This window comes from Paraburkholderia sp. CNPSo 3076 (genome assembly GCF_026343935.1).
In the GTDB taxonomy this organism is placed as follows: Bacteria; Pseudomonadota; Gammaproteobacteria; order Burkholderiales; family Burkholderiaceae; genus Paraburkholderia; species Paraburkholderia nodosa.
Genome location: NZ_JAPMAL010000035.1, coordinates 42,887 through 64,283, shown reverse-complemented (window position 1 = coordinate 64,283; position 21,397 = coordinate 42,887). Strand labels below are relative to the sequence as shown.

Below are 21,397 nucleotides of genomic sequence, written 5' to 3'. Positions count from 1 at the left end.
GCGGCCTTGCTGATTCACGGGTCTGCGCGCTTTCCCCAGATCAATGCCTCTGGGTGGCGTTCGAGATAGTCGGCCAGGGCGTTCAGGCTGGCCAGCGTACGCCGCAACTCGGCCAGCGCCTGATGAGTATCGCTTTGCAACGGCGAACCGTGCATCGCTTGCGCGGAACGAAACGCCTGTTGCGCGGATTCGAGCGTCGAACGCGCAGCCGGCACGAGTTCCGTATCGAGCCGCACGAACAAGGCATTCGACTGCTGCAACGAGGCGTCCAGATTGCGCCCGATCTCCTGAAGCGGCATGCGGTCGAGCCGGCGTACGATATTCGACACCTGGTCCTGAAGTTCTTCGAGTGAGTTGGGCACCGTCGGCAATTCGACCGGCGAGTGATCCGTGTCCACGCGCGCCGCGGGTGCGTGCGGGAAGACGTCGAGTGCGATGTACTTCTGCCCCGTCAAAAGACTTCCCGTGCGGAGCTGTCCGCGCAGCCCCTGAGCGACGAGCTGGCGCAGCAGGCTCTTGCCCGCCGCGCCCGTACCGTCGCCGAGCGCGTCGCGGTAATGCCGGCCGAGCCGCGAGGGATACAGGCTCAGCGTGAGCAGCATGTCGAAACGTCCGTTTTCGGGTTGGAAGTCGATGGCGACCGCCGTGACCGTGCCCAACCCGACACCGCGGAATTCGACTGGCGCCCCGACGGACAGCCCTCGCACCGACTGCGCGAAGCGCATGCGCACCACGGCGGGCGGACCTTCGTTCGCGCGCATCGCATCCGTGCGGCTTTCCCCGAGCCGGAAATCCTCGACGCTCGTGGCGGACACGGCGCGCACGCTCCCACGCGGCGTATCGAATGCCACTGCGCCCGCGAGCAGTGCCGCGGCCGGCGGGGTATCCAGCCGCATGCCGCTGGAATCGAGCTTGAGTTCGACGCCGCTCGCCTGCCACCAGCGCGTATTGGACGTGATCAGACGATCGAACGGTCTCCTTACGAAAACGCCGATACGGACGTCGTCGCCACTGGGAACCAGCGAATAGCCAAGCACCTGCCCGACCTGCACACCGCGCAAATAGACAGGTGAGCCGGCATTCAGCGAGCCAAGCGTTGGGGCGCGAATCACGAAACGTGCGCCTTCCTCGTCGCTGGTGATGGCCGGCGGCGTGTCGAAGCCGGTGAACGTGTAGCACGCCCTGAGCGAATGCACGTCGATATCGACGTCGATCCAGGTTCCCGATACGGCGGTCAGGAGCCCGGAGATGTTCTTCACGTCGATACGCGGACGCACGACCCAGAATGTCGTGCCGCACATGGCGATGTGCGGTCCGGCGGCATCGAGCCTCAGTTCGGCATCGGCGCGCTGACCGTCCGCGGACAAACGCAGATGGTCGAGCCGGCCAACGACCACGCCGCGATATCGCACTGGCGTTTTCCCGGCGACAAGCCCGGCGCCGGACACGAAGCTCACGGTTACGCGTGTGCTGCGTTGCGACAGCGCTTGAGCAAGCATCAGGCCGCCAGCCAGGTTCGCCAAAACCCACGCGGCCCAGACTGCGGAGCGCCACCACCGCCGGTCACTCACAACTTTCCCACGACGACATCCCATACGCGCCTCGCGCATCGGGATGCAAAGGCGAGCGCGGATGCAAAGAAGCGAGAGAGATTCACGGTGCGTTGAAGATCTGGCGAGAAAGTCGATGAAATTCGGACCGGCGGCGCCCTTTGCCCGCAGGCGGCTTTGCCGTTAACGCAACTGCTCGACGAGCGCATCGGCGCCCTTGTCGATGCCGGTTTCGGCCGCGCTCAGCGAGCCGAACGCGGCGGCCAGATTCATCGCATTTGGGTATTGCTTCGTCACATAGGCGCGAAGCAGACGTCCCGACGCACTGTCGTAGACCTCCACGGCATACGACACCGAACCGCTAAACGCCCCCTTGCCGCCCCGGATTGCCTGGACGCCGTTATAGAGATTGCCCGCGATGTCGAAATGCATCGCCTGGCCGATCACGGCAGTCGTTTTCTCTGCGCCGGTCAATGTGAGCTTCACGCGCAGCGTCGCGGGCGACGGCTGGGTCGTCAGGTCGAAACGCTTCGATAGCGTGTCGGCAAACGTCTTGTGCATATAGGCGGCGAGCACGTCCTTGTCCGAGTCCGACAGGTCGCCGAACTGATTGTCGCCGCCTTGGTACACCGCGACCGGATCGACGATGACCTGCGAATAGCGCGACCAGAGCACGGGCGCCGCATACCGGAATGGCGTCTGCGCGGCGTCGCTATCCCGGTTCTCCTTGAGCTGGGAAGACGAGGCGAGGCTGCTATAGGCAACGGGCGGGACGCCCGCACACGCCGACAACATCAGGAGTACTACGCAAGCCGACGACGTGTGGAGAAGACGGTTGTTGAGCACGAAGGCATCCTTTCAAAAGTTGCCGGATACCGCCTGGCATCCGGCCGAGTTCACGACGAGACGAAGCGTAACATCGGTCTCAAAGGATGTAAACCGTCTATCCGGTTTGTTTATAGGATGATGCAGGGGTACAATCACGCGCATGGATAACCAGACACGTTCCGAGATTTCCCGCAGAAAAGCGATTGACGCGGCGCTTGCGATCCTGGCCCGCGACGGGGTCGGCGGACTGACATTCGATGCGCTCGCGCGCGAAAGCGGCATCAGCAAAGGCGGATTGCTACACCAGTTTCATAACAAACTGGGCGTGCTGCGCGCGCTGCTGGATCGTCAGCGGGAACAATTCGAGCAGATCGCGCAAGATCACCTGGCGGCGGCCGGCCAGGCCCGCGCAGAACCGGTTCTTTCGGCGCAGATCGCGATTTTCAGGGAGTCGATCAACCAGCCGGACTCCGTCGCGCGCGCCGTGCTCGCGGCCCTGGTCGAAAGCCCGGCGCTGCTCGAAAACCTGAAGGCCCAGGACGCGGCCAAGATGGAAAAGCTGCAGGCCGAGGCCCGCGACCTCGAACTCTCGCTGCTACGCTACTTCGCCGCGAGCGGCATCGCGTTCAGCACGCTGCTCGGGCTTTCGGCCGTGCCCGACGCGCTGCGGGAACGGCTCTTCGACCGCCTGCTCGACGAGAAGAAGTGGTGATGCGGCTGCCTCGCGGGAGCATTTGCGAGGCATGCTGACGGAGGCGGCCTCTAGCGCCGCGCTCAGGTCGAGTACTGCGCCACCCCATTCCCAAACGACCAGTTCTCCCGCGCGACATCCACGAGATTCACGAACACATCCTCGCGCCTCACCCCCGGATCGCGCGCGAGGTTTTCGGCAATCTGCGCGAACAGCGCCTTCTTCTGATCCTGCCCGCGCGTGTTGCTCACGGCGATCTGAATCATGACCAGATCGTCGCTGCGCTCGATCCCGAGGTAATGCCGGCCGAACACGAAGTTATCGGCATCGTGCTCGGTGATGATCATGAAGATGTCGTCTTCGGGCGCCTTGAACACCTCCATCAGCGCTTGATGAATGCCCTGCGTGAGCGCCTTGCGATACGCGGCGGGCTTGCCTGCGCGAACAGCGATACGAGTGAACGGCATGTCGATCTCCTGCTTCGGTGGGTTTGAGATGACATCAGCTTAGGCGCGATATATCATAATAAACAGACATAGATAGATATTTCATCCATTTCCAACTGAAATGAAACCACTGGATCTCGACGCCGTGCGCGCCTTCGTGCTCGTCGCCGAGCTGCGCAGCTTCACGCGCGCCGCCGCCGCCCTCGACACCACGCAATCGGCCGTGAGCCTCAAGCTCAAGCGCCTCGAGGCGCATCTGGGCAAGCAATTGCTCGAACGCACGCCGCGCGTCGTGCGGCTGTCGGCTGACGGCCTCACGTTCCTCGGCGCGGCGCGCGACCTGCTGGGCGCGCATGAGCGCGCGCTCGGGGCGCTTTCAGGCGATGAGCGGCGCCTCGCGCTCGGCCTGAGCGAACATGTTGCGGACGCCAACCTGGCCCGCCAGCTCGCCCAGCTTCGCGTTCATGATCCGGGGCTCGTGATCGAACTGCATCTGGGACTCTCGGCACATCTGCTCGCGCAGTTCGACGAGCGGCGGCTCGATGCCGTCATCGTCCGTCAGGAAGAAGAGGAGGCGCCACGCGGCGATGCCCGCCGGCTCTTCGCGGAGCCGCTCGTCTGGCTCGCCGCGCCGCAATGGCAGTGGCAGCCCGGCACGGCGCTGCCGCTCGCGCTGCTCGCCGCGCCATGCGCGGTGCGGGCAGCGGCGATTCGCGCGCTCGACGCCGCGGGCGTGGCGTGGACCGAAGTGTTCGTGGGCGGCGGTGTCGCCGCGGTGGGCGCGGCGCTGGCCGCAGGGCTCGCGGTCTCGCCGCTGGCGCGCCGGGTCGCGCCGCGCGAACTGATCGACGTCGGCGCGCGGCTCGGTTTGCCCGCGCTGCCGGTTTCGCAGGTCCTGCTTCACTCGCGGGTACGCGAGCCTCGAACCGCGACAACGCTGCAATTGCTCGCGTCGGGGCTCGGGACAGGCTAGATGGCGCTCAACTCAGGATGGGCGGCAGCGCGTGAGGCGCGGGAATCGCGCGCTGGATGTGCGGCGGCGGCGCATCCACCACGAGCTTGTGGCGTGGCGCGGGCCGCACGGCGGCGGGCTTCGGCGCGGGCCGCTTTTGCGTGACGGTTTTGGGCGCAGGCGCCGTGCCAGCAGCCGGATGATACGCATTTGCCGCCGCGTGGGCCTCGCCGGGCGTGTGCCGCTGCACCGCGGCGTGGCCCTTTGCGTGCGACGGCTTGCCGGCCTCCGCAACATGGCGCGGGGCGCTCGCACGGGTGGCACCCGTCGCGTGCGGATGGCGTCTGGCCGTGCGCGGCGCCGCACCGCCGTGCCCGCCACGCGCTTTGGACGCCTGCCCGCCATGCGACTGCTGCCCGGCAGCCGCTCCCTGCCCCGCATGCGCCCCTGCCGTCTTGCCCTGCCCCGATGCCCACACCGGCGCGGCAAAAACCATTGCCGCGACCATCAATACGCCTGCCCGCACCCCGTCTCTCCCCAAATGCCGTCCAAATGCCCGGCGAGGATTATACCGAGTCAAAACTTGCAATAATCCACATATGGACTAATATCTATTAAAAGTTCAATTCAGGACTCGACCACCATGTCATCCGCCACTGCTTCCGTCACTCCGTCGCGACGTCCCCGCGCCGAACCCTCGCTCACCGAAATGTCGGCGGCGGGGCTCAGGGCGTTCTTCAACATTGCACGCGACTGGGACCTGAGCGCCGAAGAGCAGATTATTCTGCTCGGCTCGCCGGGCCGATCCACGTTCTTCAAGTGGAAGCAGTCCCCGCAAACCGCCCGGCTCGGCCGCGACACTCTCGAACGCCTTTCGTTGCTGCTCGGCATCTACAAGGCGCTGCAGATTCTCCTGCCCCAACCCACCTCCGCCGACACCTGGATCAAGCGCCCCAATAGCGCGCCGCCCTTTGGCGGGCGGCGCGCGCTCGACCGCATGCTGGCCGGCAACGTCAGCGACCTCGTGGCGGTGCGCCAGTACCTCGACGCCATGCGAGGCGGCTGGGCGTGACGCAAACAAACTGGCAAGACCGCTGGCACAGCGCGCAGCTCACCTGGTCACCTGCGTTCAGAGTGATTCCCACCCGGTTTCCCGCCGTGAACCTGTTCGACCGCGTGGCTTCCGCGGACGACTTCGAGGCGCTCTACGCGCTTGAAGCGCTCACCAACGACCGCCTGCGCACCGAGACCGGCGACCTCGATCTCGTGCCGCGCGAGGAGCGCCGCTTCGGCCCCGGCTACGGTCCGATCATGGCGGCCTTCACGCACCTGAATCCGCAGGGCAGCCGTTTTTCCGACGGCACCTACGGCGTGTTCTACTGCGCGCGCTCGCGCGCCACCGCCGTGGCGGAAACGCGCTATCACTCGGGGCTTTTTCTCGCCGCCACGAACGAGCCGCCCATCCGCCAGCAAATGCGGCTCTATACGGTGATCGCGCATGGCGAGGTGATCGATCTGCGCGAGGACCCCGCGCTCGACCCGGGCGTGCTCTCGCCCGACGACTACACGGCCGGCCAGGCGCTAGGCCGCGCCGCCCGCGAGGCGCGTGCGCCAGGCATTGCGTATCCGTCGGTGCGCGACGAGGACGGCGAATGCCTCGCCGCCCTCAGCACGACGCTGCTGCGCGCGTGCCATCACGCGGCGTATCTGGAATACAACTGGAATGGGCACACTATCGATATGGTGTTCGAGTTGAACCGCATCGTATAGCCCGAGCGGCCAACGAGAGACCGGCAGGCGCCAGGCCTCAGGGCAGCACGATCGCGGCCGCGCCGTGCGCGAGCGCTTCGACCTGCGAGACCGACCAGATGCGCGATGTGAGCGCCTCGACCATGGTGAGGCGTCCTTCGGTGATGAACGCTCCGGTGTCGATGAACACCTGCGAGCCGATCTGCCGCACTTCACGCACCGGCGTGTGCCCGCAGAACGTGAGGGAGAGTGCATGGCGCGCCGGGTCGCCCGTGCCGAGCACGAGATCGCGGCCCCAAAGCATGCGTTCGCGCACGTCGGAATTGAACTGGCCACTGTCGAGCGCGGCGTCGTCGCCGAAAAATTCCGCGTGGATGATGTTGAAACGCTTTTCGCCCTCGCCCACCACGCGCGCGAGCGGCAATTGGCGCAGCCGTTGCGCGTAGTGCACGAGTTCGGCGTCGGGCACGCTCTGCGCCCAGCCGCCGCCGATGCCATACCAGCGATTGCGCGGCATGCGCCCCTCGGCCACGGCGCACAGTGCATCTTCGTGATTGCCGAGCACGGCGTAGAACCATGGTTTGTCGAGCAGCGCGAGCGCCTGTTCGCACTGCTCGCGTTCGCCCCGGTCAACGAGATCGCCTACCGAAAACAGCCGGTCATGCGCGGTGTCAAATTCGACCTCGCGCAAAAGATAGCGCAACGCCTCCACGCAACCATGCAAATCGCCTACTACAAAGTCGCGACCTGCAAGGTTGGCGGCATGGTGCTGCACGAGAGCGTCGGGTGTATGCGTCATCACTTCATCATAGCGCTGTGTGAGTGGGCCATATGAGCGCCAAATATCGTACCGAATGCGATTCCGATAAGCGCGTCACGAGGCAAACAATACGCAAGCGGCGTGCCTGCGCTCACAGCATACGCGTTTGCGGCTGCCAGCGCCGCCGCGAGCGCGGCGCAAAGTCCCGGCGTGACTGGTGAGTTACTGGGGCTGGGCACGCAGCGCCGCAACCTCGCCGGCCGTGAGGGTGGCCCGCGGATCGCCGAACTGCGTCGTCACGTAGTTGGAAATGGCCGCCACCTGTTCGTTGCTCAATGCATCGCCGAATGCCGGCATCAGCACGTCGCTGTCCTTCGTTCGACGTCTCACGCCGTGCAGGATCACCATCGCGAGATTGTTCGGGCTCGGCGCGCCCGCGACGCTGTTATGAATGAGCGATGGATAGGCGCCCGGCGCGCTTCCCCCCACGCCCTCGCCGGTCCAGTGATGGCAGCTCGCGCAGTTCGCCACGAAAAGCTGCAAGCCGTTCACGGTCGTGATCGCCGTGCCGCGCAGCGCGGTGACGTCGTTCACAGCGGGCTTGCCCCAGGCATCGCGCGGCCGCGTCACGCCGCCCGAAACCGGCGGCAGCGCGCGCAGGTAGGCCACGATCGAGCGCAGGTCCTCATGCGTCAGGTATTGCGTCGAGTGCTGGACCACGTCGGCCATCGGGCCTGCTGCGCTGGCGTGGCCCGCGGCGATGCCCGTGGATAGATAGGCGATCAGCGCGTCGTCGCTCCAGTTGCCAATGCCGCTCGTACGGTCGGGCGTGATGTTGTAGGCCTGCCAGCCCGCTTGCGTCGCGCCCGAGAAGCGCCCGGTCGTCTTGAGGCCTTGCATGAAGTTGCGCGGCGTGTGGCATTCCTCGCAATGCGCGAGGCCTTCGACGAGATAGGCGCCGCGGTTGAATTCGGCGCTCTGCTTCGGGTCCGGCACGAAGCGGCCCTGGTTGAAGTTGAAGAGATTCCACAAGATCATCAGCCAGCGCTGGTTGAACGGAAAGCGCAGCTCGTTGGCGGGCGGCGTGTAATGCACCGGCGCGACCGTATTCAGATACGCGCGGATCGCGAGCATATCCTGCTCGGTCATGCGCGTGAATTCGACGTAAGGAAACGCGGGATACAGCCGCTCACCGCCTCGGCCGATGCCTTCGTGCAGCGCGCGCACGAAGTCGGTATCGCTCCATTGGCCGATGCCGGTATCGGGGTCCGGCGTGATGTTCGGCGTGTAGATTTTTCCAAACGGTGTGCTGATGGGCAAGCCGCCCGCAAATGGCCTGCCCGGGTCGGCGGTATGGCACGCGACGCAGTCGCCTATGCGCGCGAGATAGGCGCCGCGCTTGATGAGGTCGGGCTTGTCCGCGTCCTTAATGGGCATCGACGTGTCGTCGCCGCGCGCCGTGGAGATCGGCAGTTCGTCGACGGGACGCGTTTGCGATTCGTGCGACGCGTGCCACGCGATATAGAGCGCGAAGGCGCAGAAAAGCGCGGCTGCGATGGCGGCACGCGCGCGTCTCTCTCGCTCGTGATTCGTGGTGGCCGCGGTGGAGGACTTCGCTGTTTTCATCGTCTGGCTCGTATCAAAGCTCGTGGCGCAGCTTGTCGGCAAGCTTCAGCGACAGCGCGGCAATCGTTAGCGTGCAGTTCACCGAGGCGGCAGAGGGCATCACCGCGCTACTGGCGACGAACAGATTCGAATGATCGTGCGTGCGGCAATCGGCATCGACGACCGAATCGGCGGCGTTCGCGCCCATGATCGTCGTGCCCATGATGTGATTGTTGGGCGCGAACGTGTCGTCGAACGCGATGTCCGTACCGCCGAAAAGCTGCGCGATCTGCGCATAGAGTTCATGTGTGTTCGCCGCGCTCTTCTTCACGTAATCGTTGATCGAGTAATAGATCTCGGGTTGCGGAATGCCCAGTCCGTCCTTGTGCTCGCCCGAGGGCAGCACGCGGTTCTGCGGCTCGGGCAAATGCTCGTGGAAACTGTTGATGGTGAGCGTGCGCGACGTGCGCTCGCGTATCTCCCGGTCCAGCTCCGCGCCGGTCAAGCCGTTCTTGATGAGCGCGGCCGTGACGGCCATGGTGGGCACCGCGTTCGACAGATGCAGTTTCTTCGCGGCATACGCAGAGCGGAACGCGCCGTCACGGAAGTTCACGACCGACGTCATCTCCATGGGCCCGCGTCCCGGCCATAGCGGTTCGTTGGCCATGAACGTGATGCCCGTGCCCGGATGATCCATGAGATTGCGGCCCACCTGGTCGGAGCTGTTGCCAATGCCGTGTGCAAATGCATCGCTCTTCGACATCAGCATGAGCTTGGGCGTTTCGATGCCGTTCGCGGCGAGCACGAAGAGCTTGCCGGTCACACGCGTGCTTCTGCCGCTCGGGTCCTTGTAGTGGACCGCGGTAATGAGTCCCTTGTTGTCGGCCTCGATGCGATAGACCACGGCCTGGGGCACGAGCTTCGCGCCCGCGCGCTCGGCTTTGTCCGCGTGAACCACGCCGTTGTACATCGCACCGATCGGGCAGATCGGCATGCAGTTGTTGTTGCCGCAGCAGGTGGGACGCGCATCGAACGGGCGGCTATTGCGCGCGACCGGCTCGGGCACCACGTGAAAGCCATTCGCATTCAGCACTTGTGAGAAGCGCTGATCCATCCAGGAAAGCGGCAGCATGCTCATTGGATACGGCTTGGAGCGCGGCGAGCCGAGATCGAACGTAGCGTCCGGTCCAGACACGCCCAGCTCCAATTCCGCGAGCTGATACCACGGCTCCAGCGTTTCGTAGGGAAAGGGCCAGTCGCGTCCCACGCCGTACTGCGTTTTCAAACGAAAGTCCGCAGGCAGCAAACGCCACGCGGCGGCGGCCCAGTGCCACGTGGTTCCGCCCACGAGACGCAAATATTGTGAGTTGTACGGATAATCGCCCTTCTGCACGAGATACTCATTGGGCGGGGCGTATTCGGGATGCGGCGCGTAAGTCACGGACGGATACGGCGTGGCGAAATCGGCCTTGGCGGGCGAGTTGCGGAAGTTCTCCACGATCTGCCAGCGCGCGAGGCGCGGCCCCGCTTCGAGCAGCACCACGGAAGCGCCGGCCTGGGCGAGCTGGTGCGCCACCAGACTGCCCGCCACGCCGGAACCGACGACGACCACGTCGGCGGAATGTCCTGTCGCCATTGTCGACCTCATCCTTTGGCTTTCGTTGTGGGGGCCTGGCGCGGCCCGTGATGTGCGTGCCCGTTACCCCGCTATTCGCCTGCGGGTTTGTGCTTCCAGTAGAACGGCACGTCGCGGCAATACGAGGGAATTGCGAGCACGTCGTTGACGGGGTCGAACATCAACGCCTTTTCGAAGGCCACCACTTGCACCTTCGGCATCTCGCCCACGAGACCGAGATACCACGCGCGCATGATGTCGCCCACCATCGAAGCGAGCTCCGGCTGATCGGGCTTGAGCGCCGCGGTCACGGTATCGGAGGGCACGCCGCCGTGACCTTGAATCCAGGTGTTGAGCGTGGCGACGTTCGCGTCGAACTGACTGCTCGCGTGGTCGAGCGCAGCATAGACGCGCTTGCCGAGCACGGCGTCGAAGCTCGTGCGGCCAGTGAGGCGCTGCGATAGCTTGATGAACGCTTCATAGCCGCTGCCGGATGCGCTCGCCGGAGTAGCCGCAAAGGCGCGGCCCATGCCGAATGGCGCACGCGAGCGCCCGGCAGCCGCGAAGGCGAGCAGCGCCGCTACGCACGTGCCCGAGACGAAACGCCTGCGGCCTGGACGGCCGAGGCGCTCGAATACAGCGGGAAGATCGTGCGGCGCCTGAGACATCCCGTGTTGTGTCACATCTGTCATTGGCACTCCAGATGAGGTCGATCCCGCCAGGTTCCCCTGGCTGGGGCGAAACACGCTTGCCGCCGGCGCGGGCGGCGCCTGAAACCAGGCCATACGAAAAACGTTTGCTATCGTCAGTCACCGCGATCAATGCATATGCACCATCGTTGCGCTGACTGCGAGAACGCGCTGCCGCGTTGCGCAAGCAATATAGCCCCTTATGGCCCGATAAGACAAACCGAAAGCTTGCATGCCCGGCATAACAGCGAGCAGCGCGTCACCCCGGCGGACCACGCACGGTAGAATCGCCGCAATTGATTGCTAACCCGCGCCACCCGCGCCACTCCATGAACCTCATCCCGCTGGTACTGCGCAACCGACCGCACTTGATGATCGCCATCGCCGTGGGCGTCGTGCTCGGCTTGCTCGCGCCCGCCTCGATCCATACTTCCGCGCGCGTCCTGCTCGGCTGGGACGCCACGGTATGGACCTACCTCGTGCTGATCTGGCTGCACATGGTGTTAGCAAACGAAGAAAGCGTGCGCGCGAACGCCCGCCGCGAAGACGAAAACGCGGGCACCGTGCTGTTTCTCATCTGCATCGCAACGGTGGCGAGCATCGTCGCCATCGTCATCGAACTCGGCACGACGAAGGATCTCGACACAGCCTCGAAAGTGCTGCATTCGCTGCTCACGGGGCTCACGCTCATCGGGGCGTGGTTTCTCATTCCCACCATCTTCACGTTGCACTACGCACGCATCTACTACGGCTCCGATCCCAACGAGCCCGCCCTCGCGTTTCCCGACAAAAAGCTCACGCCGAATTACTGGGACTTTCTGTACTTCTCGTTCACCATCGCATGCGCATCGCAAACCGCCGATATCGGCCTGCGCGGGCGCAGCGCGCGGCGCGGCGTGCTCGCACAATCGATTTTGTCGTTCTATTTCAACGTTTCTGTGCTAGGCCTGTGCGTCAATATCGCCGCGAGCATGGTCGGTAGCTGAGCGCGTTTCCCTTTTTCACCGCTGCAACGGATACCGGCAATCGCCGCCGGTTTCGCCTCTCGATTCGCCCGCCTTTGAGCCCAGCCTTTGCGAACATGCGCCTGCGCGCGGCGCCGCGCGCCTGGCTCGCTCATGGGCATGTGCCTTGCTCGGCTCCCCCGCAAGTCGCCACGCGGCGCAAGCGGTTTGGTTCCGGCCTGCTCTTGCACTACTCTGAACAGGTGCCTGTCACCACGCGCAGCGCGGCACGCTCCGGCAGCCCCCGGGCGGCGCGATCGCATTTCGGCTAACCCCGACTTGCATCCCCTTCGCCTGACGTACCTGGAATACGACCGATGGAACCCCCCCACGCCTATGCGCCGCGGATCTACTTCGTCCATTCCGTCCTGGCAGGACCACTCGACGCGTGGCCGGCGCATATCGCCCGCGCGGCGTCGCTGGGCTTCGATCACGTCCTGATCGGCGCCCTGTTCGCCTCGGGCGCGTCGGGCGACGACCGCATCGTCGCCGACCATGCGCGCCTGAACGCGGCCTTCGGCAGCCAGCTTTTCGCCGCCGACGCCGTGCGCGAACTCGCACTCTCGGCGCAATCGCGCGGCGTCACGCTGCTCGCCGATCTCGTGCTCGATCGCAGCGCCGCCGACGGCGCGCTCTACGCCGCGCACCCCGAATGGTTCCACCCCTTCGAGCCCGAAGACGCGCGCCTCGACCCACGCCACGGCCATCGCGAAGCCAACGTCGCCTATGCCGATTTCGAGCGCGCGAGCGCGCCCCTCATCGCATGGTGGACGGCACGCGCCGTCGCGCTCGTCGAAGCGGGCATCGGCGGCTTTCGCGTGGACTCTCCGCACCGCACGCCGCCCCATGTGCTGCGCGCGATCTTCGATGCCGTGCGCGCGCGCTTTCCGCAAACGCGCTGGCTCGCCGCGACGCCAGGCCTGCCGCGCGAGGCGCTCGCGCACCTCGAAGGTGCGGGCTTCGACGCGGCCTTCTCCTCGCTGCGCTGGTGGGACTTCTCGTCGAGCTGGATGGTCGAGGAGCACGCCGCATTGCGCCGCGTGGGCTCGCCGATAACGTTTCCAGAAGCGCCCTATGGCGCGCGCTACGCGCACGACCAGGAAGGCGCCGCCGATGCGCGCGCGCTCGAGCGCGCCTATCGCCGCATGCTGCGCGCGGCAGCCGCGCTCGGCACCGGCTGGCTCATGCCGATGGGCTTCGAATATGGCGTGGACGAAGCGACCTCGCACAGCGGCAACAGCGCACAGGCGTGGGAAGCCGCGAAGGCGCGCGCGCCCTTCGATCTGAGCGCCGATGTCGCGCACGCCAACGCGCTGCAACGCGAAACGTGGGTGCTGCAGACCAACGGTGAGCTGCGTGCGCTCAATGGCCCCGGCGCGAGCGTCGCGGCGCTCTTGCGCGGCGACCGCGCGGACCTGCGCGAAGCGGACGACGCCATCCTCACGCTCATCAATCCCGCGCTCGCTGCGCCTGTGCGTGTGGATCTCTCGCGCCTGCTCGACGGCGTGCCTGGCGGCTTCACGCGCTTCGCGCCGCTCGACGCCGAAACGCTGCGCGGCGCACGCCTGCCCGCGCCACGCAACGCGAGCGCGATCCCCGACGCGTTCACGCTGCCCGCCGGCGCATGCTGGATGTTCCGCGCGCTCGCGAGTCCGCTCGTGGTCCTTGCGCCGCCCGAAGATCGCGGCAAGACGGACACGAGTGGACACAAGAGCGTGCTCGAGGCGATCGCCGCGCCGCGCATTGCCATCGAGAGCGCGCAGCCCTCGGTCGATCACGGCCGCTTCGCCGCGAAGCGCACCGTGGGCGAGCGCTGCGAAGTGCGCGCGGCGATCTTCGCCGAGGGCCACGACCGCATCGACGCCGCCGTGCTCTGGCGCGCCGTCGACGAAACCGCCTGGCACGAGTCGCTAATGACGCCCGTGCCGCCCGCGGGCACCGACCTGTGGGCGGGCCACATTCCCCTCGATCGCGTCGGACGCTACGAGTACGTCGTGATTGCGTGGCGCGACGACTTCGCCTCGCTCGCGGAACATCTGCACAAGAAGCGCGCAGCGAACCAGCCCGTCGATCTCGAGCTGGAGGAAGCGAGCCGCCTGTTCGCGCTCGTGCTCGCCACCGCGGAAACATCGGGCACGGGCGGCGACGACCAGAAGCGCACCAACGAAACGCTCGACGCCATCGTCAAACGCTTCATTGCTGCAGACACCGAAACACGCTGCGCGATCATCGCCGCGCCTTCGACCGCTGCGGCCGTGCGCGCCGCGCGCCATCGCCCGTTTCTCTCGCGCGACACGATCGTCAATCGCGTGGATGCGGAGCGCGGCGCCGCGCGCTTCGCGAGCTGGTACGAGATCTTCCCGCGCTCGATGAGCGACGACGAATCACGCCACGGCACCTTCGACGACGTGATCGCGAAGATGCCGCGCATCCGCGAAATGGGCTTCGACGTGCTGTACTTCCCGCCGATCCACCCCATCGGCCTCGCGAACCGCAAGGGGCGCAACAACACGCTCAATGCGCAGCCCGGCGACGTGGGCAGCCCCTATGCAATCGGCGGAGCCGAAGGCGGCCACACCGCGGTGCATCCGCAACTGGGCACGCTCGAGGACTTCTGCCGCATGCTTGCCGCGGCGCGCGAACAAGGCCTCGAAATCGCGCTCGATTTCGCGATTCAATGCTCGCCTGACCACCCGTGGTTGAAAGCGCATCCCACCTGGTTCGCGTGGCGGCCCGACGGCACGCTGCGCTACGCCGAAAACCCGCCGAAGAAGTACCAGGACATCGTGAACCCCGAGTTCTACGCTCACGACTCCAAGCCTGATTTGTGGCTCGCGTTGCGCGACGCGATTCTGTTCTGGGTGGACACGGGCGTGCGCATTTTCCGCGTGGACAACCCGCACACGAAGCCGCTGCCGTTCTGGGAATGGATGATCGCCGACGTGCGTGCGCGCCACCCCGACGTGATCTTCCTCTCCGAAGCCTTCACGCGGCCGCGCCTCATGTACCGGCTCGCCAAACTCGGCTTCTCGCAGTCGTACACGTATTTCACGTGGCGCGAATCGAAGCGAGATTTCACCGAGTACCTCACGGAACTCACGCAAACCGAGGTGCGCGACTTCTATCGGCCGAACTTCTTCGTCAACACGCCCGACATCAATCCGCGCCATTTGCAGACCGGCGCGCGCTCGAGCTTCCTGATCCGTGCCGCCCTGGCCGCGACGCTATCCGGGCTGTGGGGCGTGTACTGCGGCTTCGAACTGTGCGAAGGACGTGCCATGCCTAATTCGGAAGAATATCTGGACTCCGAGAAATACCAGCTGCGCGCATGGGACTGGCATCGCCCCGGCAACATCGTCGCGGAGGTCGCCACGCTCAACCGCATCCGGCGCGCGAACCCCGCGCTGCACACGCATCTCGGCATCACGTTCCTCGACGCGCGCAACGACTCGCTGCTGTGCTTCGAGAAGGCCACGCCCGCGCGCGACAACGTGCTCGTCGTGGCCATCAATCTCGATGCCTTCAACGAGCAGGGCGCCGACTTCGAACTTTCGTGGGCGACGTTCCAGCGCTGGCACCTCGACGACCACGCCCCCCTCAATGTGATCGACGAAATGACCGGCGAGCGCTTCGAGTGGCGTGGACGTTGGCAGCACGTGCGGCTCGACCCGCATGCGCGCCCGTTTTCGATCTGGCGCATCGAGCCCGCGAAGGGCCTGCCGCGCGAAGAACCGCTGCCTGAACACGCCGACGAGCACATCGAGGGCCATCCCGAACTGGACGCGGACTTCCCGCCCGGAGGAGCGACATGAAACGCGACCCCGCTACGCACGAGCCTGTGGCAACGAACGTGCAGACCGTCACGCGAGACTCGACCGCACACGACCCACAAGATGAGGAGCGCGCCACGCAACGGCGCGGCAGGCCGTCGATGCTCTCCGACGACCCGCTCTGGTACAAGGACGCGATCATTTACCAGGTGCACTTGAAATCGTTCTTCGATTCGAACAACGATGGTGTGGGCGATTTCCCTGGCCTGCTCGCGAAGCTCGACTACATTGCCAGCCTTGGGGTCACGGCGGTCTGGCTGCTGCCGTTCTACCCCTCGCCGCGCCGCGACGACGGCTACGACATCGCCGACTATCGCAACGTGCACCCCGATTACGGCCAGCTCGCCGACGTGCGACGCTTCATTCAGGAAGCGCATGCGCGCGGCATCCGCGTGATCACCGAACTGGTCATCAACCACACCTCGGACCAGCACCCGTGGTTTCAGCGCGCGCGCCGTGCCAAACCCGGCTCGAATCATCGCAACTACTACGTGTGGTCCGACACCGACCAGAAGTACCAGGGCACGCGCATCATCTTCATCGACACGGAGCCATCGAACTGGACGCACGACCCGGTGGCGGGCGCGTACTACTGGCACCGCTTCTATTCGCACCAGCCCGACCTGAACTTCGACAATCCGGCCGTGCTGCGCGAGGTGCTGCAGGTCATGCGCTTCTGGCTCGACATGGGCATCGACGGGCTGCGCCTGGACGCCGTGCCTTACCTCGTGGAGCGTGAAGGCACGAACAACGAGAACCTGCCTGAAACGCATGGCATTCTCAAACGCATCCGCGCGGCCATCGACGAGCACTACCCGAACCGCATGCTGCTGGCCGAAGCAAACCAGTGGCCCGAGGATGTGCAGGAGTACTTCGGCAACGAAGACGAATGCCACATGGCGTTCCACTTCCCGCTCATGCCGCGCCTCTACATGGCGATTGCGAGCGAGGACCGCTTCCCGATTCTCGACATCATGAAGCAGACGCCCGACTTGCTGCCGAGCTGCCAGTGGGCGATCTTCCTGCGCAATCACGACGAACTCACGCTCGAAATGGTGACCGACTCCGAACGCGACTACCTCTGGAACACCTACGCGAGCGACCGGCGCGCGCGCCTGAACCTCGGCATTCGCCGGCGTCTCGCGCCGCTCATGGAGCGCGACCGGCGCCGCATCGAACTCATCAACTCGCTGCTGCTCTCCATGCCCGGCACGCCCGTGATCTATTACGGCGACGAACTCGGTATGGGCGACAACATTCACCTTGGCGACCGCGACGGCGTGCGCACGCCGATGCAGTGGTCGTCGGACCGCAATGGCGGCTTCTCGCGCGCCGACCCCGAACAGCTCGTGCTACCGCCGCTCATGGGCTCGCTCTACGGCTACGACGCCATCAACGTCGAAGCGCAAAGCCGCGACCCGCATTCGCTGCTCAACTGGACGCGCCGCATGCTCGCCACGCGCCGCGCGAAGCAGGCGTTCGGGCGCGGCGCGATCCGCTTCCTGCGGCCTGCGAACCGCAAGATCCTCGCGTACCTGCGCGAAATGCCCGGCGAAGCGCCGATCCTGTGTGTGGCGAATCTGTCGCGCGCGCCGCAGGCGGTGGAACTCGATCTTTCCGAGTTCGCGGGCATGTCCCCCGTCGAGATGACGGCCGACTCCGTGTTCCCGGCCGTCGGGCAGTTGCCTTATCTGCTGACATTCCCGCCCTACGGCTTCCTGTGGTTCCTCCTGAGCGCGGGCGATCAGCGGCCTTCGTGGAGCCAGCCGACCTCGGAGCAATTGCCCGAGTTCGTGACCGTGGTGATTCGCGAAGGGCAAACCGGTGCGACGCCCGAAAATGTGCGGCTGCTCGAATCGGAAGTGCTGCCTTCGTGGCTCTCGCGTCGCCGCTGGTTCGCCTCCAAGGACAAGCCGCTGCGCGCCGTGCGTCTCGCGGCGCTCACGACGATTTACGGCGCGGGTTTCGCCTTCACGGAGATCGAGGCCGAGCTTGCGGATGGCACGAGCGAGCGCTACGTCCTCCCGATCGCCATTACGTGGGGCACCGAAATCACCACGCCGCTGCACATTCAGCTCGCGCTCTCGCGCGTGCGGCGCGGCCGCACGGTGGGCTATCTCACGGATGCGTTCTCGCTGCCGTGGTTCGCCTACGGCGTGCTGCGCAAGCTGCGCGAGCGCGCCGCGGTGCCTACCGTGCAGCAGAGCACGATCCGCTTCGAGCCGACCGAGCGCCTCGACGAACTCGACCTTGGCGACACGCCGGAAGTGCGCTGGCTCGCCGCGGAGCAGAGCAACAGCTCGCTCGTAATCGCGGAAACCCTCGTGCTCAAAATCGTGCGCCGCCTGATGGCTGGCGTGCACCCCGAAGCGGAAATGAGCCGCTACCTCACGAAGCTCGGCTACGCGAACACCGCGCCGCTCTATGGCGAAGTGGTGCGCGTCGACCCCGCGGGCGTGCCGCATACGCTCATCATCGTGCAAGGTTTCATCGACAATCAGGGCAACGCGTGGGACTGGGCGCTCGACTATTTGCGCCGCACGATCGACGAACTCGCGCTCGCCGTGGACGACGACACGAGCGCCGACCAGGCGCACGAAGAAGAAGCCGTGCAGGGCTACTGCGCGGTGATCGGCGCCATCGGCAAGCGGCTGGGCGAGCTGCACGCGTTGCTCTCGAGACCCAGCGACGACGAAGCCTTCGCGCCCGTTGCCGCGACCCCCGAGGACGTGCGCGCCTGGATAGCCGACGCGAAGACCATGCTCAACGAAGCGCTCGACATCGTCGCGCGGCATACGGGCGAGGACGAGCAAATGCTCGACGAAGACGCACGCGATCTCGCGCGCAGCCTGATCGATCGGCGCAAGGCGCTTGTGGCGAAGATCGACGAACTCGTGCCGGACGACACGAAGGCCGTGCGCATCCGCATCCACGGCGATTTCCACCTGGGCCAGGTCCTGCTTTCCCAGGGCGACGCGTATTTGATCGACTTCGAAGGCGAGCCCGCGCGGGCGCTCGAATACCGGCGCGCCAAGGCCTCGCCGCTGCGCGACGTGGCGGGCCTGTTGCGCTCGCTCTCGTATGCGGGCGCCGCCGCGCAATCGACGCTCGAAAGCGCGCCGCAGCAAGTCGTCGATCGCAAGCGTGCCCTGTTCGAACGCTTCCGCGGCTATGCGGCCGAAGCGTTCCTGAGCCAGTACCGCGCAGCCGTGGCAGAAGGACCGCTTACGCTCGTCAGCGCTTCGCACGAGCAGGCGCTGCTCGACCTGTTCCTGATCGAGAAAGCGGCTTACGAGATCCGCTACGAAGCGGCCAACCGTCCCACCTGGCTCGCGCTGCCGGTACGCGGTCTCGCGGCGCTGGCGGCTCGCGTGCTTGGGCTCACGCCCACGCAGTCCACGCAATCGCATTCCGGCGGAGGTGGCCATGGTTGAGCGCGCGGCCCAAGCCGGCCTGAATCCCCACGACGCCGACGCACTCGCCGGTGCGTACCACTCCGATCCTTTCTCCGTGCTCGGGCTGCACTGGGTGGACGGCGCCCCCTACGTGCGCGCATGGCTGCCGAACGCCTCGGGCGCGAGCGTGGTGGCGCGCGACCGCGCCCACACGCTCGGCGAACTCTCGCTCGTGCATCCCGCAGGACTCTACGCAGGGCCAGTCGCGGAAGCGGTGCCCTACCGGCTCGTGGTCGACTGGCATGGCGTGAGCCAGGAAATCGAGGACACCTATTCATTTGGCCCGCATCTCGCGCACGATGCGCTTGTGCGTCTCGCGGACGGCGACCCCTACGCCGTGCTCGAATGCCTCGGCGCGCGGCCCTTGACTTGCGACGGCGTACCCGGCGTGCGCTTCGCGGTCTGGGCGCCGAACGCGAAGCGCGTCTCCGTGGTGGGCGACTTCAACGCGTGGGACGGGAGGCGTCACCCCATGCGGCTGCGTCACGAAGCGGGCGTATGGGAGCTTTTCATTCCGCGTGTGGCGCCCGGCGCGCGCTACAAGTTCGAGATACTCGGCGCACGCGGCGTGGTCCTCCCGCTCAAGGCCGACCCCTGCGCGCTGCAGACGGAATGCCCGCCGGGCACGGCTTCGATCGTCGCCCCTGTCGAAGCGATCGACCACTACGCGTGGCGCGATCAGGAGTGGCTGCAAACGCGCGCCGAACGGCAGAACGCGCGCGCGGCCATGTCGGTCTACGAGGTGCATGCGCCTTCGTGGCTGCCCACGCAAGGCGTCGACGCCCCCGCGCCCGACTGGGGCGCGCTCGCCGATCGCCTGATCCCCTACGCGCAGGGCATGGGCTTCACGCACATCGAACTGCTGCCCGTGGCGGAACATCCGTTTGGCGGCTCGTGGGGCTATCAGCCGCTTTCGCAGTTCGCCCCCACCGCGCGTCTTGGCGCGCCGGTGGACTTCGCGGCGTTCGTCGATCGCGCGCACGAAGCGGGGCTGGGCGTGATTCTCGACTGGGTGCCCGCGCACTTCCCGAACGACGCGCACGGTCTCATCGATTTCGACGGCACGGCGCTCTACGAGCATGCCGACCCGCGCGAGGGCTATCACCCCGACTGGAACACGATGATCTACAACCTGGGACGCCGCGAGGTGAGCGCGTTCCTGGTCGCGTCGGGTCTTGCGTGGCTCATGCGCTATCACGTGGATGCGCTGCGCGTGGACGCGGTCGCCTCGATGCTCTATCGCGACTATTCGCGCGCGCAAGGCGAGTGGGTGCCCAATATCTATGGCGGCCGCGAGAATCTCGAATCGATCGCATTTCTCAAGCGCCTCAATCACGAAACGCAATACGTTCCGCAACGCCCCGGCGTGATCACCATTGCTGAGGAATCCACAGCATGGCCGGGCGTCACGGCGCGCCCCGAAGATGGCGGGCTCGGCTTCCAGTTCAAGTGGAACATGGGCTGGATGCACGACACGCTGCACTACATGCACGAAGACCCCGTTTATCGCCGCTATCACCACCACCTGATGACGTTCGCGATGGTCTACGCGTGGTCCGAGCGCTTCGTGCTGCCGCTGTCGCACGACGAAGTGGTGCACGGCAAAGGGTCGCTGCTAGGCAAGATGCCGGGCGACCGCTGGCAGAAGTTCGCGAACCTGCGCGCGTATTTCGGCTTCATGTGGGCGCACCCCGGCAAGAAGCTGCTGTTCATGGGCGGCGAGTTCGGGCAGATGGCCGAATTCGATCACGACGGCACGCCGCACTGGAACCTGCTCGACGACCCGCTGCACCGCGGCGTGCAAACGCTCGTGCGCGACCTCAACCGCCTCTACGCGAGCGAGCCTGCGCTCTACACGCTCGACACGGAACCCGGCGGCTTCGAATGGCTGGTTTCCGACGACAACGAAAACAGCGTGCTCGCATGGCGACGCGTGGACGGCTCGGGCCGCGAGATCGTGGTGATCTGCAACTTCACGCCGGTGCCACGCCACGGCTACCGTATCGGCATGCCGCAGCCGGGACAGTGGGAAGAAGCGCTCAACACCGACGCCGAGGTGTACGGCGGCTCGAACATCGGCAACGGGGGCCTCGTCACCACGGAGAGCGTGGTGAGCCACGGCAAGCCGCAGTCGGCCGCGCTCGTCCTGCCGCCACTCGGCACGCTGATCCTGCGCCTGCGCCGCTAAGCCCGGCGCAGCGGCGGGATTGGATCAGGAAGCCG

Annotated in this window: 16 protein-coding genes; 8 read left to right on the top strand and 8 right to left on the bottom strand. The window is 66.0% G+C overall.

All coding sequences use genetic code 11. The features are described from left to right. Nucleotides 1–14: 14 nt before the first annotated feature. Nucleotides 15–1,499, bottom strand: a complete 1,485-nt coding sequence (locus M3A49_RS33220) for an intermembrane transport protein PqiB (protein WP_266232742.1) — start codon at nt 1,497–1,499, stop codon at nt 15–17. Between the two features lie 234 nt (nt 1,500–1,733). Continuing rightward, nucleotides 1,734–2,345 (bottom strand): DUF3313 domain-containing protein, encoded by a 612-nt coding sequence (locus M3A49_RS33215; RefSeq protein WP_266232756.1) that lies wholly within the window; start codon nt 2,343–2,345, stop codon nt 1,734–1,736. Nucleotides 2,346–2,538: 193 nt separating this feature from the next. Here M3A49_RS33215 and M3A49_RS33210 point away from each other — a divergent pair, with 193 nt between their 5' ends. Beyond that, a complete protein-coding gene (locus tag M3A49_RS33210; protein ID WP_266232741.1) occupies nt 2,539–3,090 on the top strand; it encodes a TetR/AcrR family transcriptional regulator in 552 nt (183 codons plus the stop codon). Nucleotides 3,091–3,152: 62 nt separating this feature from the next. On the opposite strand, the gene M3A49_RS33205 is transcribed toward M3A49_RS33210, so the two are convergent. After that, on the bottom strand, nt 3,153–3,536 hold the full coding sequence (locus M3A49_RS33205; protein ID WP_266232740.1) for a tautomerase family protein: 384 nt from the start codon (nt 3,534–3,536) through the stop codon (nt 3,153–3,155). Nucleotides 3,537–3,636: 100 nt separating this feature from the next. On the opposite strand from M3A49_RS33205, the gene M3A49_RS33200 reads away from it, so the two are divergent. Continuing rightward, nucleotides 3,637–4,488, top strand: coding sequence for a LysR family transcriptional regulator (locus tag M3A49_RS33200; protein WP_266232739.1), 852 nt, complete (start codon nt 3,637–3,639; stop codon nt 4,486–4,488). A gap of 7 nt (nt 4,489–4,495) precedes the next feature. Here the strand turns inward: M3A49_RS33200 and M3A49_RS33195 are convergent, their stop codons facing one another. Continuing rightward, nucleotides 4,496–4,993 (bottom strand): hypothetical protein, encoded by a 498-nt coding sequence (locus M3A49_RS33195; RefSeq protein ID WP_266232738.1) that lies wholly within the window; start codon nt 4,991–4,993, stop codon nt 4,496–4,498. Between the two features lie 117 nt (nt 4,994–5,110). Between M3A49_RS33195 and M3A49_RS33190 the strand changes: the two genes are divergently transcribed. Next, nucleotides 5,111–5,539, top strand: coding sequence for an MbcA/ParS/Xre antitoxin family protein (locus tag M3A49_RS33190; protein ID WP_323183449.1), 429 nt, complete (start codon nt 5,111–5,113; stop codon nt 5,537–5,539). Then, a complete protein-coding gene (locus M3A49_RS33185) occupies nt 5,536–6,237 on the top strand; it encodes an RES family NAD+ phosphorylase (protein ID WP_028202944.1) in 702 nt (233 codons plus the stop codon). Before M3A49_RS33190 ends, M3A49_RS33185 begins: the two co-directional genes overlap by 4 nt. Before the next feature lie 37 nt (nt 6,238–6,274). On the opposite strand, the gene M3A49_RS33180 is transcribed toward M3A49_RS33185, so the two are convergent. From M3A49_RS33180 to M3A49_RS33165, 4 genes are all read right to left on the bottom strand, one after another. Next, nucleotides 6,275–7,015: a metallophosphoesterase gene (locus M3A49_RS33180; RefSeq protein WP_266232737.1), complete on the bottom strand. Its 741-nt coding sequence runs from the start codon at nt 7,013–7,015 to the stop codon at nt 6,275–6,277. Between the two features lie 183 nt (nt 7,016–7,198). Next, on the bottom strand, nt 7,199–8,602 hold the full coding sequence (locus M3A49_RS33175) for a cytochrome c (protein ID WP_266232736.1): 1,404 nt from the start codon (nt 8,600–8,602) through the stop codon (nt 7,199–7,201). Between the two features lie 13 nt (nt 8,603–8,615). Further along, on the bottom strand, nt 8,616–10,217 hold the full coding sequence (locus M3A49_RS33170; protein ID WP_266232735.1) for a GMC family oxidoreductase: 1,602 nt from the start codon (nt 10,215–10,217) through the stop codon (nt 8,616–8,618). 71 nt (nt 10,218–10,288) lie between these two features. Then, nucleotides 10,289–10,888: a sugar dehydrogenase complex small subunit gene (locus tag M3A49_RS33165; RefSeq protein WP_266232734.1), complete on the bottom strand. Its 600-nt coding sequence runs from the start codon at nt 10,886–10,888 to the stop codon at nt 10,289–10,291. A 326-nt stretch (nt 10,889–11,214) separates the two neighbouring features. Here M3A49_RS33165 and M3A49_RS33160 point away from each other — a divergent pair, with 326 nt between their 5' ends. The 4 genes from M3A49_RS33160 (at nt 11,215) to glgB (ending at nt 21,362) form a co-directional block, all read left to right on the top strand. Beyond that, a complete protein-coding gene (locus tag M3A49_RS33160; RefSeq protein ID WP_254354122.1) occupies nt 11,215–11,871 on the top strand; it encodes a DUF1345 domain-containing protein in 657 nt (218 codons plus the stop codon). A 335-nt stretch (nt 11,872–12,206) separates the two neighbouring features. Then, on the top strand, nt 12,207–15,701 hold the full coding sequence (locus M3A49_RS33155; protein ID WP_266232733.1) for a maltotransferase domain-containing protein: 3,495 nt from the start codon (nt 12,207–12,209) through the stop codon (nt 15,699–15,701). Beyond that, nucleotides 15,698–19,153 carry a maltose alpha-D-glucosyltransferase gene (gene treS / locus M3A49_RS33150; protein WP_266232732.1) on the top strand — a complete coding sequence of 1,152 codons (3,456 nt, stop codon included), beginning with the start codon at nt 15,698–15,700 and terminating at the stop codon, nt 19,151–19,153. The genes M3A49_RS33155 and treS overlap by 4 nt, the downstream gene beginning before the upstream one ends. Next, a complete protein-coding gene (glgB, locus tag M3A49_RS33145; RefSeq protein ID WP_266232731.1) occupies nt 19,146–21,362 on the top strand; it encodes a 1,4-alpha-glucan branching protein GlgB in 2,217 nt (738 codons plus the stop codon). Before treS ends, glgB begins: the two co-directional genes overlap by 8 nt. Nucleotides 21,363–21,397 lie beyond the last annotated feature (35 nt).

What these genes read in the sequence shown, in the direction of transcription:
- M3A49_RS33220 (WP_266232742.1), bottom strand. Translation starts at nt 1,499, where the DNA reads ATGCTTGCTCAAGCGCTGTCGCAACGCAGCACACGCGTAACCGTGAGC.
- M3A49_RS33215 (WP_266232756.1), bottom strand. Translation starts at nt 2,345, where the DNA reads ATGTTGTCGGCGTGTGCGGGCGTCCCGCCCGTTGCCTATAGCAGCCTC.
- M3A49_RS33210 (WP_266232741.1), top strand. Translation starts at nt 2,539, where the DNA reads ATGGATAACCAGACACGTTCCGAGATTTCCCGCAGAAAAGCGATTGAC.
- M3A49_RS33205 (WP_266232740.1), bottom strand. Translation starts at nt 3,536, where the DNA reads ATGCCGTTCACTCGTATCGCTGTTCGCGCAGGCAAGCCCGCCGCGTAT.
- M3A49_RS33200 (WP_266232739.1), top strand. Translation starts at nt 3,637, where the DNA reads ATGAAACCACTGGATCTCGACGCCGTGCGCGCCTTCGTGCTCGTCGCC.
- M3A49_RS33190 (WP_323183449.1), top strand. Translation starts at nt 5,111, where the DNA reads ATGTCATCCGCCACTGCTTCCGTCACTCCGTCGCGACGTCCCCGCGCC.
- M3A49_RS33180 (WP_266232737.1), bottom strand. Translation starts at nt 7,015, where the DNA reads ATGACGCATACACCCGACGCTCTCGTGCAGCACCATGCCGCCAACCTT.
- M3A49_RS33175 (WP_266232736.1), bottom strand. Translation starts at nt 8,602, where the DNA reads ATGAAAACAGCGAAGTCCTCCACCGCGGCCACCACGAATCACGAGCGA.
- M3A49_RS33170 (WP_266232735.1), bottom strand. Translation starts at nt 10,217, where the DNA reads ATGGCGACAGGACATTCCGCCGACGTGGTCGTCGTCGGTTCCGGCGTG.
- M3A49_RS33165 (WP_266232734.1), bottom strand. Translation starts at nt 10,888, where the DNA reads ATGACAGATGTGACACAACACGGGATGTCTCAGGCGCCGCACGATCTT.
- M3A49_RS33160 (WP_254354122.1), top strand. Translation starts at nt 11,215, where the DNA reads ATGAACCTCATCCCGCTGGTACTGCGCAACCGACCGCACTTGATGATC.
- M3A49_RS33155 (WP_266232733.1), top strand. Translation starts at nt 12,207, where the DNA reads ATGGAACCCCCCCACGCCTATGCGCCGCGGATCTACTTCGTCCATTCC.
- treS (WP_266232732.1), top strand. Translation starts at nt 15,698, where the DNA reads ATGAAACGCGACCCCGCTACGCACGAGCCTGTGGCAACGAACGTGCAG.
- glgB (WP_266232731.1), top strand. Translation starts at nt 19,146, where the DNA reads ATGGTTGAGCGCGCGGCCCAAGCCGGCCTGAATCCCCACGACGCCGAC.